We start from the raw sequence: 15,442 nt of genomic DNA, 5'->3' as shown, positions 1-15,442 counted from the left end.
TTTTTATGGGCGGCCCAACCCTTCGGGACAAGCGCCCTGAAATTAACGACACGTCGGCAATCCAGCGTTCTAGCACGCTAGCGCAGAACGACACGCTAAGCGTGCTATGCCTCGTCTTGCCGCCCATAGTCAATTTTATGGAGCGCTTGGCGCGGACTCGTATGAAACGGCAACAGGCCCTAGGGCGCGGTCAGGGGTTGTCGAACACACACGTTAAAGACATCCACGCTGCTCAACAGATTCAGTGTGCCGGCAAAAGAAAACCGCACGGCGTTGAATGCCGCATCCGGCTTGAAGACAACCGCCGACCGGTTTTCGTCATTGGCCAGCCCCAACAGATCCAGGCCCAGCAGATCGGTATCGTCGCTGGAAGCCACGATCTGATCGTTACCCAGTACGCTGACCGTGAACGACGGCAGTAGATCCAGGCTCAGCAGGGTATCGCGAGAGGACAGGATCACCGCGACCGCGGTGCCGGGCGGAAATTGCGCTTCGTTGGTATCGGTCAGCGTGATCTGGGCCGGATCGTTCAAGAGATTGCCCAGCAGGTCCAGGCTGAGACTGATGCCGGTGGCGTTGTCCGGGTTGGCGTCGATCACGTTGGATTCGTTGTCGATGCCACACGTCAGCGGCGTGCAGAGCGTTGGCAGATCGCTGGTCAAGACAACGTCGGGCATCGTCAACGGCTTGAACGGCTGATTTGGCCCACAGGCCAGGCGCTCGCCGGTATCACAGGCATCACCGATGCCGTCGCGATCGCTGTCGACCTGTGCGGCATTGGGCGTGCGCGGACAGTTGTCGTCGCAGGGGGCGTTGTTGCCCACCGAACAGTTGTTGTCGCCTTCGACACCCGAATTGTCGCCATCGTCGGCAATACCGTCGTTATCGTCGTCGGCGTCGCAGGCGTTACCGCGCCCATCGTTGTCGGCATCAAGCTGATCGCCGTTGGCTACGAACGGACAGTTATCGTCGGTGTCGACGATGCCGTCGCCGTCCGTGTCGGTTTCGATATTGGACATGTTGGGCATGAAGTCACAGACATCGCCAATGCCGTCGTCGTCACTATCGATCTGATCGGCGTTAGCCAGGTTCGGGCAGTTGTCGGTGCCGTCGGGCACGCCGTCGCCGTCGTCATCGGGATCACAAAGATCGCCGAGCCCGTCGCCGTCCCGATCTTTCTGGTCGTTGTTGGCACGCTGTGGGCAGTTGTCGGTGGCATCGTCGATACCATCGAAATCCTGGTCATTGCTCTGATTCGGGGTTGGGTCGCAGACGTCGCCGATACCGTCGCGGTCAGCGTCTTGTTGTTGAAAATTGGGCGTGGCCGGGCAGTTATCGACAAGATCCGGTACGCCATCGGTATCGCTGTCGGCGAGACTGGAATTCACGTCACAGGCATCGCCCACGCCATCGTCGTCGACGTCCCCCTGCATCGGGTTGGCGCGCGTTGGGCAATTGTCCTGATCGTTGGCGATATCGTCGTTATCGATGTCGTTGTCGCAGGCATTGCCCATGCCGTCATTGTCGGTATCGCGCTGCACGCGATTGGCCGTGTTCGGACAGTTGTCAACCGTGTTGGCAATACCGTCGCCATCGGTATCCGATGCGTTGGCGGTCTGGGCGACCACGGGCGTTGTGGATAGCCCGGCCAGCACGATGGCTAGCACAATGGATGGAACAGCCCGGCCGATGGGTCGATGAAGATACATGCCTCGCTCCCTGAAAACGCTTGATTGATCCCCACAGCTGACGCTACACGACCTGTCGGTCGTTTATGATTGTTTTTATTCATCCAGCGTCGCGCTTTGATGGTTTATATGTTCAGATTTTTTAGGTCTTCGCAAACAGCTGTCCCGGCGGCGATTACGGTTACCTTATGGATATTGTCTATCGCCGATACGCCCGATTTGTAAACGCCGGGCAAAAAAAGACGCAATCCAGGGATTGCGTCTTTAGGTAGCCGCCGCTCGTTGCCGAGCGGCGTGTTGTTGGCTAGCGGATCAGGGCGTCAGCACGTCGCCCACGCCGCCGAGCAGCCCGCCCAGTAGATCGCCGAGCGTGGTTCGCAGATTGCTTAGAGCGTCGACCAAGCCAGCCCCTGGCCCGTTCTCCGATCCATCCTGAAGATCAGAGATATCTAGGTTGTCGAGGGCGTTCTCCAGCGACGACAGGGCATTGTTGACGTCGTCGTCACCGTTATCGCCCGTCAGGCTTATGTTCGACAGTGAGTTATCGAGTGTATCCAAGGCGCCGGACAGACCGCTTGAGAGACCGGTCGTTCCGTCACTCAGATTGATGGCGTCGATCGAGCTCTTGATGTTGGTCAAAAGACTCTCGAGCACGTCGTTGTCGACATCATTACCGCTGTCAGCCAGGCGGTTCTGAAGCTGACTCAGCGTATTGGTCAGTGTCGCGACCGGATCACCATCGCCAATCACAGAAGTCAGCTGCATGCGCAGCTGGTCGAGACCCTGCTTGATCGCATTGTCGTTCATCTCGCCCAGATCGGCGTTGGCCAACGAGGCCAGCAGAGACTGCAACGGGTTGTCGGAACTGCCATCCTGCACGCTCTGTATCGTGCCGTTCAGGTTGTCGAGAACGTTGGCCAGCGGATCGGATACCGCGCCGTTGGAAGCATCGAGCCGTGTAATCGCCACTTGTAGTTGGCTGAGCGCGCTCTGGGCGGCATTGGACAATGCGTCGTCTGCATCCTGACTGGCGAGCGCGTCGCGAACCTGCATCAACGCATTCTGTACTGCCGCACTGGCGTTACCTCCATTATCGTCGCCCAGGCCGGATAGAGCCCCTTGAAGCTGGCTCAGCGTATTTTCCAGCGGGTTGTCGTTGTCGCCAGCGTCGGGATTGAACCCACTCAGGCCGGTTGTGAGGTTTGTTACCAGGTTATCGAGCGAGAAGTCGCCGCCGGCCATTGTCAGCTGCGACAGCTGATCCTGGAGAGTCATGAGCGCCGAGTTCACATCGCTCGACAGATTTTGGGTATTGCCCCCATTGAGTGCGGCGGCCAAGGCGTCGGTGACGCGGGTGACGGCATCGTTGAGTCCGTCGCTTACCGCGTTGTCGTTGCCAAGATCGGTCAACTGCGCGGTCAGACCCGAGAGGGCGTTGGAAAGCCTGTCGGTGTCAGTGACTTCACCGCCATCCGGAATCGTGCCGTTCTGTACGCAGGCAGAAAATACGTCGACATTCGAAAGCGCATTCACGCCACCGTTCAAACGTAGACGGATGGCATCGAAAGTCTGGTTGGTCTGTACGAGCGCCAGCTGACGGCTATTGTCGCCGATCAGTCCCAGTAGATCCAGATTCAGCAGGTCCGAGTCGTTCGAGTCGGCGACTTCTTCACCGTCGTTGAACAACGTGACATCCAGACTACGAATGAGATCGAGCGTCAGGACGTTGTCGGGACGCCCCAGAACAAATCCGACACGACGGTTGCCGGAGTAATCCTGGTTCCCGGTTATCGTGATGAAGGCGCTGCCGCCCAGAGCGCCGACCGTGGTGTTCAAACGGGCCGCGTTGTCCAGGTTGCTGTCGATAGCGTTGTTCGGATTCTGTACGCCGCAGAGCAGACACACGCCGTCAGCACCGGAGGCCACGTTGACATCATTGCTGTCGTCGTCGGCGTTCGCGATCGGCGAGAATGCGGCATTGTCGCCAAAGCTGCAGGAAGATGCCGCGACGTCCGAATCGGTATCGCAGACATCGCCCACGCCGTCACCGTCGGTATCCGTCTGATCCGGGTTGGGGGTGGTGGGGCAGTTGTCATCGTCGTTGTTGACGCCATCACCATCTGCGTCGCCGTCACCGTTGCCTTGGTCGCTATCACAGGCATCACCGATGCCGTCGCCGTCTGAATCCTGCTGATCCGGATTCGAGGTCAGCGGGCAGTTGTCCGGGCCATCGGCGATACCGTCATCATCGTCGTCGTTATCGCAAGCATCGCCGATGCCATCGCCGTCGGTATCGGTCTGGTCCGGGTTTGCGATCGCCGGGCAGTTGTCGTTGTTGTCGTTGATGCCATCGCCGTCGGTATCGACGGGTTGCATGCTGTCGTTGCCGTTATCGGCCTGGCCTAGATCGACGTCTTTATCGTCGCTACAGCCGGTTACCAGTAGCGCACAGGCTATAAGCCCGGTCGCTCCCCAATACTTGATATCGGACATTGTAGTCTCCCTTGTGATTTCGGTACTAAAACTTTTTAGAACCGATGTCCAAGAAAGTTACAAAGCTTTAGCTTCTCGTCAACATTAATCGGAACGGTTTGTTTTTTTTTCATGAAGACTCAAAGATAAAATTTTAAATACATGATTAATATAATAATTTTTATATGTTACGCAATTTTATTAGAATCTAATAAGTTGGTAAAAATATAATAAAAAGCCGATTCGGCGCAGTATAAAAATTTATTTCTTATGGTAGCAAACGGTTATTAGTCGAACGATGTCTTTTGAGTTAATCGACCAACGATCACATCGATCAAGCCGTTGAAGCGAAAGGAACGATCGATAGTTCGTGCTCGTGCTGCGTAGACATATTTGATGGCCACCCTCGGTGTCGCGCTGAGCGTTTTGGCGGCCAGGCCAAGTCTGTCGATCAACTGGTGTATGAGAGAATTCAACCCCTAATAGGTCCAGCGTTGCCGGCGTGAGTATTTGCCGGTCAGCGCTGAGCATGGGGTGATCACCGGGCTGCCTACGGCTGGCTTCATGCTTGATCGCACGTAAAAAGGCGCAATCCGAAGATTACGCCTTTAAGCATCGCTCGATGCGTTGGGCGGGGTCGGCCCGAAGGCCGCCCCTTTTGGGTTAGCGGGGTTGTCTCACGCAGACCGCGGAGACATCCACGACGCTGCCGATATTGGCCAGTCCGCCGACCAGGACACGGCCCGCATTGAAGGGCTGGTCAGAGCTGAAGACCAGCGCTTGCTGGGTCACGTCGTTAATGACGTCAAACAAGCGCATCGTCAACGGCAGGTCGCCGAGCGTCGAGGCAAGCACGCCGTTGTTCAGCGTCTCGAACGACACGGCTGAAAGCAGGCTGCGACTGAGCAGGCCACCTTCACGCGAGACCAGGAAGGCAACTTCCGAGCCGGCCGGGAACATCCGTGCCGTATCCGTGACCGTGACGCCCGCGTTGCTGAGCACGTTGAACGGGATCGAGATACGCGAGACGTTATCCGGATTGTCGTCGATCAGGTTCTCCGGATTGCGAATCGAGCAGCCGAGACAGAAGGGTGAACGCTGACGCGTCACCTGTGCCGTGCTGCCGGTGATCGGGACGAAGTCCTGATTTGTGCCACAGGCGATCGCGTTGCTTGAGTCGCAGGCATCGCCCACGCCGTCGCCGTCACGGTCTTCCTGAGCCGGGTTCTGTGTCAGCGGGCAGTTGTCGTCACAGTTCGTGCGATCACCCGCCGTACAGGCGTTGTCGCCCTGCGTGCCTGAGTTGTCGCCGTCGTCCAGGATGCCGTCGTTGTCGTCGTCGGCGTCACAGGCGTTGCCCTGGCCGTCGCCGTCGGTATCGAGCTGATTGGCATTGGCCACGTTCGGGCAGTTGTCGTCGTCATTGACCACACCATCACCATCAGCGTCGTTGTCGGCGCCGTTGTTGTTGGTGTCATCACAGGCATCGCCCACGCCATCGCCGTCGGTGTCTGTCTGCTGCGGGTTGGCCGTCAGCGGGCAGTTGTCCGAGCTGTTGTCGATGGTGTCGCCGTCCTTGTCGATATCACAGACATCGCCGATGCCGTCGTTATCGGTATCCAGCTGATTGCTGTTGGCTGTCATCGGGCAGTTATCGACGTTGTCGTTAACGCCGTCGTTGTCCGAATCGTTCATCTGCGTCGGGGTGTCGTCACAGACATCGCCGATGCCGTCGCCATCACTGTCTTTCTGATCGCGGTTGGCGATCATCGGGCAGTTGTCCTGGCTGTTATTGACGCCATCACCGTCGGCATCGCCGTTGGCGCCCTCGTTACCGTTATCGGTATCGCAGGCATCGCCAATGCCATCGTTGTCGACGTCATTCTGGCTGGGATTGCGAGTCATCGGGCAGTTGTCGATCCCATCCGGCACGCCGTCGCCGTCTGAGTCGTTGCCGCCGGTGTTGCCGTCATCGCCGTCGTTACCGCCGGTGCTGCCGTCGTCGCCGCCGTTACCGCCATTACTTCCGTCGTCGCCGCCGTTACCGTTGTCGGTACCGTTGCTGGGATCACAGGCATCGCCCAAGCCGTCGCTGTCGCGATCTTCCTGTCGCGGATTGGCGATCATCGGGCAGTTGTCGTTGGCATCGTCGATACCGTCGTTATCGGAGTCGTTGCCGGGGCCGTTATCGGTACCTTCGTTGACGCCGTCGTCGGTATCACAGGCGTCGCCCGTGCCGTCGTCATCGCGGTCAGCCTGGTTCTGGTTCGGCGTCATCGGGCAATTATCGTTGCCGTTATTGATGCCGTCGTTATCAGCATCGCCGTTGTTGCCACCCATGTTGCCGTCGTCGGCGCCATCGCTCGGGTCACAGGCATCGCCCACACCGTCGCCGTCCGAATCAGTCTGATCGGGGTTAGGGATCGTGGGGCAGTTGTCGTTGGTGTCATTGATGCCGTCGTTATCGGCATCGTTATTGCCGGCGTCGTTGCCGCCGTTGTTATTGCCATCGTTGTTGTCGCTATCGCAGGCATCACCCACGCCGTCGCCGTCGCTATCGGTCTGATCGCGATTGGGGATGAGCGGACAGTTGTCGGTGCCGTTGTTGACGCCGTCGCCATCGCGGTCGGTGTCACACACGTCGCCAATGCCGTCACCGTCGGTATCAGCCTGGTTGGCGTTCGGGGTTACGGGGCAGTTGTCGTCACAGTTTTCGGTGTTACCGGCGGTGCAGGCGTTATCGCCTTCGCCGTCGGTCGGGGTGCCACCCATGCCACCGTTCATGCTGTCGTTATCGTCGCCGTTGTCGCCGTTGTCGCCGTTGCCGTTGTTGCCGGTGGCGCCGTCGTTGTCGCCGTCGTCCGGAATACCATCGTTGTCGTTATCCGGGTCACAGACATCGCCAAGGCCGTCACGGTCGGTGTCGAGCTGATCAGGATTGGCAATTAGCGGGCAGTTGTCGACTGCATCATTGATGCCGTCGCCGTCGGTATCACGCGCTGAGTCGTCTTCGTTGGGCGTGCTGTCGCACACGTCGCCGATGCCGTCGTTATCCGAATCCTGTTGGTTCGGGTTGACGTTGACCGGGCAGTTATCACTGCCATCGGGAATGCCGTCGCCGTCATCGTCGGTGTCACAGACGTTGCCAAGGCCATCGTTATCGCTGTCCAGCTGGTCAGCGTTCGGGATAGTCGGGCAGTTATCCGTGTTGTCGATGATGCCGTCCCCGTCGGTATCGTTCGGGGCATTCGGCGTGGCGTCGCAGGCATCGCCCTGGCCGTCATCATCGCTGTCGGTCTGGCCCGGGTTCGAGACCATGGGGCAGTTGTCGGCGTTATCGGCCACACCGTCCATGTCGTCGTCGTTCGGCGTATTCGGGGTGGCGTCACAGGCGTTGCCTACGCCGTCATTGTCCGTATCTTCCTGGTTCGGATTGACTACGAGCGGACAATTGTCGCGATTGTCGTGGATGTCGTCGTCGTCATCGTCGGAATCGCAGGCATCACCGAAGCCATCGCCGTCGGTGTCTTTCTGGTTGGCATTGGGAACCGTCGGGCAGTTGTCATCGCCGTCGGCCACGCCGTCGTTGTCGTCATCGGTCATTTGGCCGGGGGTATCGGGCGCGCCACTCCCGTTGCCTTTGTTTCCGTTCAGATCTACATCTTTGTGATCGCTACAGCCTGTGACGGCGAGAGTGCACGCCATCAAAGCCGCAAAGAACGCATATCGCATGCTTTGCATCAAACCGCTCCCTTTGCAGGTATGGCCGATTTTCAGATCGGCTCGTTATGGGGAAGCAGAATTTCGGTTGTGCCCAATCTTCTGTCAATTGTCTCTGATTGCAGACACAAAAAAGCGACCGTTTGGTCGCATTGAAAGCACTTTGATACCAAGCAAAGCAATCTTTTTTACGGGTCGATGAGCGCTCGTCTGCACCATTTTGTTCCAATGTTTTGCACTACGACTGCGCTCTTTTCGCCAATCTTTTGAGTGGAGGCTGTCATCGTGTACGGCGTGTCAGTCGGGTGTTCCGAGCAGTGCCCGTAGTGCCGCGGCCGGGTCGGGTTGTCGCATGAATGACTCGCCGATCAGAAACGCGCCGAAATCGGCGGTGGCCAGGCGTGTCATGTCCTCGTGTGTGAAAATCCCTGACTCGCTGACGAGTAGGCGGGTGGGGGCGACGTGCTCGCGCAGGGCAAAGCTGGTGGCCAAGGTGGTCTTGAACGTCTTCAGGTCTCGATTGTTGATGCCGAGGATGGTGTCGTTCGGTAGGGCCAGGACACGATCAAGCTCGTCGCGGGTATGCACCTCAGCCAGCACGTCCATGCCCAGCTCGCGTGCTCGGCCGGCCAGCTCAGCCATGAGATCGGTCGATAGCGCGGCTGCGATCAACAGGATGCAATCGGCCCCGAGCGCCCGCGACTGATCGATCTGTATCGGATCGATCATGAAGTCTTTTCGTAGCACGGGAAGATCGCAGGCGTTTCTGGCCTGGGCCAGAAAGTCGTTGTCGCCCTGAAAATAATCGCGATCAGTCAGTACTGACAGGCAGGCGGCCCCGCCGGCGGCATAGCGCTCGGCCAGCCAGGCAACATCGAAATCCTCGCGGATCAGCCCTTTGCTGGGCGATGCTTTCTTGATTTCGGCGATGACCGCGCGGGGCGATTTGGCGGCCAGTGCTGCGGCAAAACCGCGAGGGGTATCAGCAGCAGCGATCTCGTCAGCCAGCCGGGCCGTATCCAGCCCGGTGCGATAGGCCGTGATCTCGTCACGCTTGGTGGCCAGGATGCGGTCGAGCACGGTATCGGTCGTTTGAACGCTCATGGGGGGTTATCTCGCGACGGTGCGCTGCTGTGTGAAAGCCGCGATATCGGCCAGGCGCTGGGCGGCTGCGCCCGAGGCAAGCGTTTCGCGCGCCAGGGTGACGCCGGCCTGCAGGGTGTCGCGCACGCCGCCGACATAAAGTGCGGCCCCGGCGTTGAAGGCCACGATATCGCTCGCCGGAGAAGGCCGGCCGGCCAGCACATCGCGCACGGTGATCAACGATTGCCGGGCATCGGCCACGCGAAGCGTATCCAGCGTGGCCCGCTCCAGGCCGACGTCCTCCGGGGCGATCTTGTAGGTCGTGACCTGGCCGTCTTTGAGTTCGGCCACGCGCGTCGGGGCGTTGATCGAGAGCTCGTCCAGGCCGTCTTCGCCGTGCACGACCATCACGTGCCGGCTGCCCAGCCTGTGCAGCACGTGGGCCAGCGGCTCGCAGAGATGGCCGTTGAACACGCCCATCAATTGATTGCGCGCGCCGGCCGGGTTGGTCAACGGGCCCAGCATGTTGAACAGCGTACGAATACCCAGCGCGCGGCGTACCGGCACGGCGTGTTTCATCGCCCCGTGATGGGCCGGGGCGAACATGAAGCCCACGCCCAGCTCACGGATGCCGGCTGCGACATCGGCCGGCGTGGTATCGAGCGCGATACCGGCACCTTCCAGGAGATCCGCACTGCCGGATTTGCTGGAGACCGAGCGGTTGCCGTGCTTGGCGACACGGCCGCCCGCCGTGGCAGCCACGATGGCGGCCGCGGTGGAGACGTTGAAGATGCCCGCGCCGTCGCCGCCTGTGCCACAGGTATCGACCAGATGCTCGGCCAGATCGGGATCAACCGGTACCGACGTGGCCAGCTCGCGCATGACGCCGGCGGCGGCGGCGATCTCTTCGATCGTCTCGCCTTTCATTCGCAGGCCCATCAAGAAGGCCCCGATTTGCGAGGCTTCGACCTGCCCGGTCATGATCGCGCGCATGGCCCCGGCCATTCGCGGGCCGTCCAGATCGCGCCCGCGGGCGATATCGTCGAGCAGGGCCGCGTCGATCATGCCGCCTCGGGGCTGATCTCGCCGCAGCGCTTCAAGAACGTGCGCAGCATTTCATGGCCGTGATCCGAAAGGATGGATTCGGGATGAAACTGCACGCCTTCGGCGCCGGTGGGGGTATGGATCATGCCCATGATTTCGTCCATCGAGCCGTCGTCGTGTTCGGTCCAGGCCGTGATCTCGAAATCATGGGGCAAGCCGTCGCGGGCCACGATCAACGAGTGATAGCGCGTGGCCGTGAGCGGATCGGCCAGGTTTTCGAACACGCCGCGCCCGGTGTGGCGAATGGTTGAGGTCTTGCCGTGCATGACCTGTCGTGCGCGGGTGACCCGGGCGCCGAACGCCTGGCCCAGTGCCTGGTGGCCCAGGCAGACGCCGAAGATCGGCAGCCGATGGGCCAGCTTTTCCATCAGCTCCAGCGACACCCCGGCTTCGTTGGGCGTACACGGCCCCGGCGAGACGACCACACCGGTCGGGGCCATGGCTTCGATTTCGGCCACAGTGATCTCGTCGTTACGTACGACATGCACTTCGGCATTCAGCTCGCCGAGATACTGCACCAGGTTGTAGGTGAACGAGTCATAGTTATCGAGCATCAGAATCACGTCATTGCTCCTTGCCCGCGCCTTGGGTGGTGCGCCGGGTCGACAGCCCTTGCTCGGCCAGGGCGGCTGCCCGCATGACCGCGCGCGCCTTGTTCATGGTCTCTTCCCATTCGGCCTGGGGCTCGGAATCGGCCACGATGCCGCCACCGGCCTGAACATGGATCTCGCCGTCCTTGATCACGGCGGTGCGAATCGCGATTGCCAGATCCATGCTGCCGTTGCCGGCCAGATAACCCACCGCACCGCCATAGACGCCGCGCTTGACCGGCTCGATCTCGTCGATGATCTCCATGGCCCGAATCTTGGGCGCGCCGGATAGCGTGCCGGCCGGAAAAGCCGAGCGCAGGGCGTCCATCGGGGTCAGATCGGCGCGTAGCTTGCCCGTGACGTTGGATACGATATGCATGACGTGTGAGTAACGCTCGATGGCCATGCGCTCGGTCAGCTTCACGCTGCCCGGCTCGGCCACACGCCCGACATCGTTACGGCCCAGATCGATGAGCATGAGGTGCTCGGCGATCTCTTTCGGGTCAGCCAATAAATCGGCGGCTAGTGCCTCGTCCTCGGCGGCATCGATACCGCGTTTGCGGGTGCCGGCGATCGGGCGCACGGTTACTTCGCCGTCCATGGCGCGCACCAGAATCTCGGGCGAGGCGCCCACCACGTGATGATCGTCGAAATTGAAGAAGAACATATACGGCGACGGATTCAGGCTGCGCAGCGCCCGGTACAACGACATCGGCTCGGCCGCGAAGGGGGCCGACAGGCGCTGGCTGGGCACCACCTGCATGATATCGCCGGCCTGCGTGTAGTCGCGGATACGCGCCACGGCCGCCTTGTAACCGGCCTCGGTCAGGCCCGAGACAAAACCCGAGTCGTTGAGAGTCGGGGTGTCGGCATCGGTGCGGGTGGCCGGCTGTGCCAGTGGGGTGTCCAGCGCATCGAGAATCGTGTCCAGGCGCTGCTCGACCCGTGCCCGATCGGTCGCATCGTCTTTCAGATGATGGGCCACGACATACAGCTTGCCCGAGAGATTATCGAAGATGACCAGCTCTTCGGCGACCAGCAGCAGGATATCCGGCAGGCCGAGCGGGTCGTCCTTGTCTGCGCCGCCACCCGCCAGGCGCGGCTCGATATAGCGAATCGTATCGTAGCCGAAATAACCGACCAGGCCGCCGGTCAGGCGCGGCAGCTCCGGTAGGCGGGGCAATGGCCGCGCATCGTTGAACGCCTGAATCCAGGCCAGCGGGTCGGCGGTTTCGATTGTCTCGCACGCCTGGCCGTCGCGCTCGTGGACGAGCGTGGTGCCGGTTACCCGAATACGCTCGGCAGCCGGCAGGCCGATGATGGAATAGCGCCCCCAGCGCTCGCCGCCCTGGACGGATTCCAGCAGAAAAGAGTAGGGGGCGTCGGCGACTTTCAAATAGGTCGAAAGCGGCGTGTCGAGGTCGGCCAATGCTTCAACGACCAGTGGCACGCGCACGGCAAGCCGGGTATCAACGGGCCGGGAATCTACGGACTGGGACATAACGCATCGTTCGGTTTTCAGGCAACTAGGATAACGGCGCATGCGGGCGCCGGCCGGGCGAGTTCAGCCTCGCCAGCACGCTAGTGGCCATCGCAAGGCCGCGTTGATGCGGCAGCCGACGTGTCGTGTCGAACGATTCATTTTCATGGCTGAAATCCTGCCGGAATTCGAACGTCTTGCCAAGGTCCAGGCCCGGGCTCCTCGCAAACGATTGGTATCACTTACGGCCACTTGTGGACTGTCGAAGTCGTGGCTAGTGTTATTACTTAGCGCTCACGTCACACTTGAACGGTATGTCCATTTTGAGTGATCAGACAAAACGCGATATCGACGCCCTGGTTTCAAGCGGACGATATCGGTCGGAAAAGGATGTTATTACGGACGGTATTCGTCTCGTGCGCGATCGTGAACATCGACTGGCATTGCTCGATAATGACGTTGCGCGCGGTGTGGCCGATATCGACCATGGGCGTGTTCGAACAGCCTCAGACGTCTTTACGCGTCTGAGAGCCAGATACGCGCAATCGGTGGCTGAATCGACAGAACCATCGTCGTGATCGTTGAAATAACCGCATCAGCAGAGCGTGATCTCGAAAACATTGCCGATTACATCGCCCGAGATAGTGCGCTGGCCGCGCTGCGTTTCATTGATGCCTTGCAGGCGAAATGTGTTGATCTCGGCGAATTACCGTATGCGTTCCCGTTGATACCGCGCTACGAAAAACACGGTATACGCCGTCGAGTTTATGGTAACTATCTAATTCTCTACCGTGTCGATGCCGAGCGCGTGGTGGTGCTTCGTATCTTGCACGGCGCGGTCGCCTACGAAGCGGTTTTGTTTCCAGACTAACGGTCGGCCGTTGCCTGTATCGTCCTTGAAAGCCGAGTCAGCCCGCGTTGAGGGCCTGCTTCATCGCGCCGATCGTCTCGCCGTAATCATCGGTTTTGAAGATGGCCGAGCCGGCGACGAAGGTATCGGCGCCGGCGGCGTAGATGTCCGCGATATTGTCGATCTTCACGCCGCCATCGACCTCGATACGGATCTCGCGGTCGGTGCCTTGGACCACCATATCCACGATCTCGCGGGCCTCGGCGATCTTGGCCAGCGATTCGGTGATGAACGACTGCCCGCCAAAGCCCGGATTCACCGACATGATCTGGATGATATCGATCTTGTCGAGCACGTATTTCAGCCATTCAAGCGAGGTGGCCGGGTTGAACACGAGCCCGGTCTTGCAGCCCAGATCGCGCGCCAGGGCCAGGCTACGATCGACATGGCGGGTGGCTTCCGCGTGGAAGGTGATCGAGGCCGCCCCGGCCTCGGCAAAGCCGCGGATGAGATCGTCAACAGGCTCACACATCAAGTGTACGTCGATCGGGATGCCCGGGCGCGAGGCGCTCAAGCGTTTGGCCAGTGCGGCACAGACCGGCGGGCCGAACGTCAGATTCGGCACGTAGTGATTGTCCATCACGTCGAAATGGATCCACTGGGCACCGGCATCGATGACGGCCTCGCACTCGTCGCCGAGGCGGGTCATATCGGCAGACAGGATCGAGGGCGCGATCAGCGGGGTGAAAGGAGAACGGGCCATGGGCTCAGCAAGACGAAAATTTGAGTGCCAAAGCTCGGCCAAAGCCGGGTCCACGTCAAGGCTGCGCTGATAGAATGCGCGCCCGTCACACGCGCCGCACAGGAAGCCCCGGCATGGCCGACGTATTGTTCGAGTCCGATATCCAGTCGTTATCTTTGGTCATGCGCGGCAAGGTCCGCGATGTGTATGCCGTGGACGCGGATCATCTGTTGATCGTGGCCACGGATCGGCTTTCGGCGTTTGACGTGATTCTGCCGGATCCGATTCCCGGCAAGGGGCGCGTGCTCACGCAGGTATCGAATTTCTGGTTCAAGTATTTTGCCGGCACCGTGGCCGATCAGCGGGCTGATATGGCACTCGATGGGGTGCTCTCGCCGGCCGAACTGGCCCAGGTCGATGGCCGTGCGGTGATCGTCAAGCGCTTGAACGCGCTGCCGGTCGAGGCGGTGGTGCGCGGTTATGTCGTGGGCTCGGGCTGGAAGGATTACCAGGCCACCGGCGCGATCTCGGGCATCACCCTGCCCGAAGGCCTGCGCCAAGCCGAACAGCTGGCCGAGCCGATCTTCACGCCGGCCACCAAGGCCGAGGCGGGCGATCACGATGAGACCATCGCGTTCTCGCGCATGGCCGATATCGTCGGGCATGCGCGGGCCGAGGAGATTCGTCGCGTGTCGGTAGCGCTGTATACGCGGGCGGCGGCCTATGCCGCCGAGCGCGGCATCCTGATCGCCGATACCAAGTTCGAGTTCGGCGTGGACGAGGGCGGCACGCTCACCCTGATCGATGAGGCGCTTACGCCGGATTCATCGCGCTTCTGGCCGGCCGACAGCTATGAAATCGGCACCAGCCCGGCCAGTTTCGACAAGCAGTATGTGCGCGACTATCTGGAAACGCTGGACTGGGACAAGACCGCGCCCGGCCCGCGCCTGCCGCAAGATGTCATCGACAAGACTGCGGCCAAATACACCGAGGCCCGCGACCGGCTGATCGGTTAGGCGGGCCGGCGTGCTGCGCCGGGCCGGCGGATCAGCCGCCGCCCGTGCCCGCAGCCGATGTCTTCAGTGCCTTGTCCAGCTGGGCGATGACCGGGTTGTAGTTGGTGCTGCGGTTTTGTAGCGCCAGAAACACCGCATAGCCGTAGGGACGCACATCGTTGGGGCCGCCGCGTTTTTTCAGATCGGCATCGTGGTCGATCACATAGCTGACCATGCGCGGGTCGTTGCGCTTGATGGCAAACAACAACGGCGTGAGACGCTCGGAATCCGTGCGCGGGTCGGTGGCGTCGATATCGCCCCCGTGGGTCAGGTAATAATCGCCGCAGGTATACGGGTCGCCGTTCAACGCCGCCTCTTTTTGCAGGATTGCGACCAGCCCGCCCTTGTCGGCCAGTGCCTGGGTGGCCGCGCTAGACGCGTTGTCCTTGGCCGCTTTCTGGCAATAAGCGATCACGGGCTCGACCTTGGCCGGCGGCGCCTTGGACGGCGCGGGTTTTTGTTCGCCTCGCGCGGCCTCCGGCGATTTCTTGGCTGACGGCGCGGCGGATTCGCCGGTCGTGGCGTTGTCGCTCGGCGGGTTGTCGTTGTCTTGCTGGGCGCTTTGAATCACGAACCCGCCGATGACGAGGATCGCTAGAATGCCTATCGCGATACCGATCTTTTTCATGCTGTGCCTTGGTTGCGCGCGGGGTGAGGG

Annotated in this window: 12 protein-coding genes; 3 read left to right on the top strand and 9 right to left on the bottom strand. The window is 60.6% G+C overall.

The features are described 5' to 3' along the window. Positions 1-179: 179 nt before the first annotated feature. The 7 genes from SAJA_RS15535 to trpE all read right to left on the bottom strand — a co-directional run bounded on the left by SAJA_RS15535 (position 180) and on the right by trpE (position 12,158). Positions 180-1,709, bottom strand: a complete 1,530-nt coding sequence (locus SAJA_RS15535) for a thrombospondin type 3 repeat-containing protein (RefSeq protein WP_123657777.1) — start codon at positions 1,707-1,709, stop codon at positions 180-182. A 291-nt stretch (positions 1,710-2,000) separates the two neighbouring features. Then, a complete protein-coding gene (locus tag SAJA_RS06105) occupies positions 2,001-4,181 on the bottom strand; it encodes a thrombospondin type 3 repeat-containing protein (protein WP_123657776.1) in 2,181 nt (726 codons plus the stop codon). A 642-nt stretch (positions 4,182-4,823) separates the two neighbouring features. Next, positions 4,824-7,763 carry a thrombospondin type 3 repeat-containing protein gene (locus SAJA_RS15530; protein ID WP_184999772.1) on the bottom strand — a complete coding sequence of 980 codons (2,940 nt, stop codon included), beginning with the start codon at positions 7,761-7,763 and terminating at the stop codon, positions 4,824-4,826. A 414-nt stretch (positions 7,764-8,177) separates the two neighbouring features. Further along, the gene (gene trpC, locus SAJA_RS06085; protein WP_123657775.1) at positions 8,178-8,984 is read right to left on the bottom strand and encodes an indole-3-glycerol phosphate synthase TrpC; all 807 of its coding nucleotides are present in this window, start codon (positions 8,982-8,984) and stop codon (positions 8,178-8,180) included. A gap of 6 nt (positions 8,985-8,990) precedes the next feature. Beyond that, positions 8,991-10,028, bottom strand: a complete 1,038-nt coding sequence (gene trpD, locus SAJA_RS06080) for an anthranilate phosphoribosyltransferase (RefSeq protein ID WP_123657774.1) — start codon at positions 10,026-10,028, stop codon at positions 8,991-8,993. After that, positions 10,025-10,630, bottom strand: coding sequence for an anthranilate synthase component II (locus SAJA_RS06075; RefSeq protein WP_123657773.1), 606 nt, complete (start codon positions 10,628-10,630; stop codon positions 10,025-10,027). The genes trpD and SAJA_RS06075 overlap by 4 nt, the downstream gene beginning before the upstream one ends. A 1-nt stretch (position 10,631) precedes the next feature. Further along, complete coding sequence (gene trpE / locus SAJA_RS06070; protein WP_123657772.1) at positions 10,632-12,158, bottom strand: anthranilate synthase component I; 1,527 nt, start codon at positions 12,156-12,158, stop codon at positions 10,632-10,634. Positions 12,159-12,451: 293 nt separating this feature from the next. Here trpE and SAJA_RS06065 point away from each other — a divergent pair, with 293 nt between their 5' ends. Beyond that, on the top strand, positions 12,452-12,715 hold the full coding sequence (locus SAJA_RS06065; protein WP_123657771.1) for a ribbon-helix-helix domain-containing protein: 264 nt from the start codon (positions 12,452-12,454) through the stop codon (positions 12,713-12,715). Beyond that, entirely contained in the window at positions 12,712-13,008 is a 297-nt protein-coding gene (locus SAJA_RS06060) for a type II toxin-antitoxin system RelE/ParE family toxin (protein WP_123657770.1), read from the top strand. Before SAJA_RS06065 ends, SAJA_RS06060 begins: the two co-directional genes overlap by 4 nt. A 37-nt stretch (positions 13,009-13,045) precedes the next feature. On the opposite strand, the gene rpe is transcribed toward SAJA_RS06060, so the two are convergent. Continuing rightward, a complete protein-coding gene (gene rpe / locus SAJA_RS06055) occupies positions 13,046-13,750 on the bottom strand; it encodes a ribulose-phosphate 3-epimerase (protein WP_123657769.1) in 705 nt (234 codons plus the stop codon). 113 nt (positions 13,751-13,863) lie between these two features. On the opposite strand from rpe, the gene SAJA_RS06050 reads away from it, so the two are divergent. Then, entirely contained in the window at positions 13,864-14,745 is an 882-nt protein-coding gene (locus tag SAJA_RS06050) for a phosphoribosylaminoimidazolesuccinocarboxamide synthase (protein ID WP_123657768.1), read from the top strand. Between the two features lie 31 nt (positions 14,746-14,776). Here SAJA_RS06050 and SAJA_RS06045 read toward each other — a convergent pair whose 3' ends face one another. Further along, on the bottom strand, positions 14,777-15,412 hold the full coding sequence (locus SAJA_RS06045) for an ankyrin repeat domain-containing protein (RefSeq protein WP_123657767.1): 636 nt from the start codon (positions 15,410-15,412) through the stop codon (positions 14,777-14,779). Positions 15,413-15,442 lie beyond the last annotated feature (30 nt).

The organism is Salinisphaera japonica YTM-1 (genome assembly GCF_003788585.1).
Taxonomy (GTDB): Bacteria; Pseudomonadota; Gammaproteobacteria; order Nevskiales; family Salinisphaeraceae; genus Salinisphaera; species Salinisphaera japonica.
The sequence above is the reverse complement of the archived record's forward strand: the minus strand, read 5'-3'. Positions and strand labels throughout refer to the sequence as shown.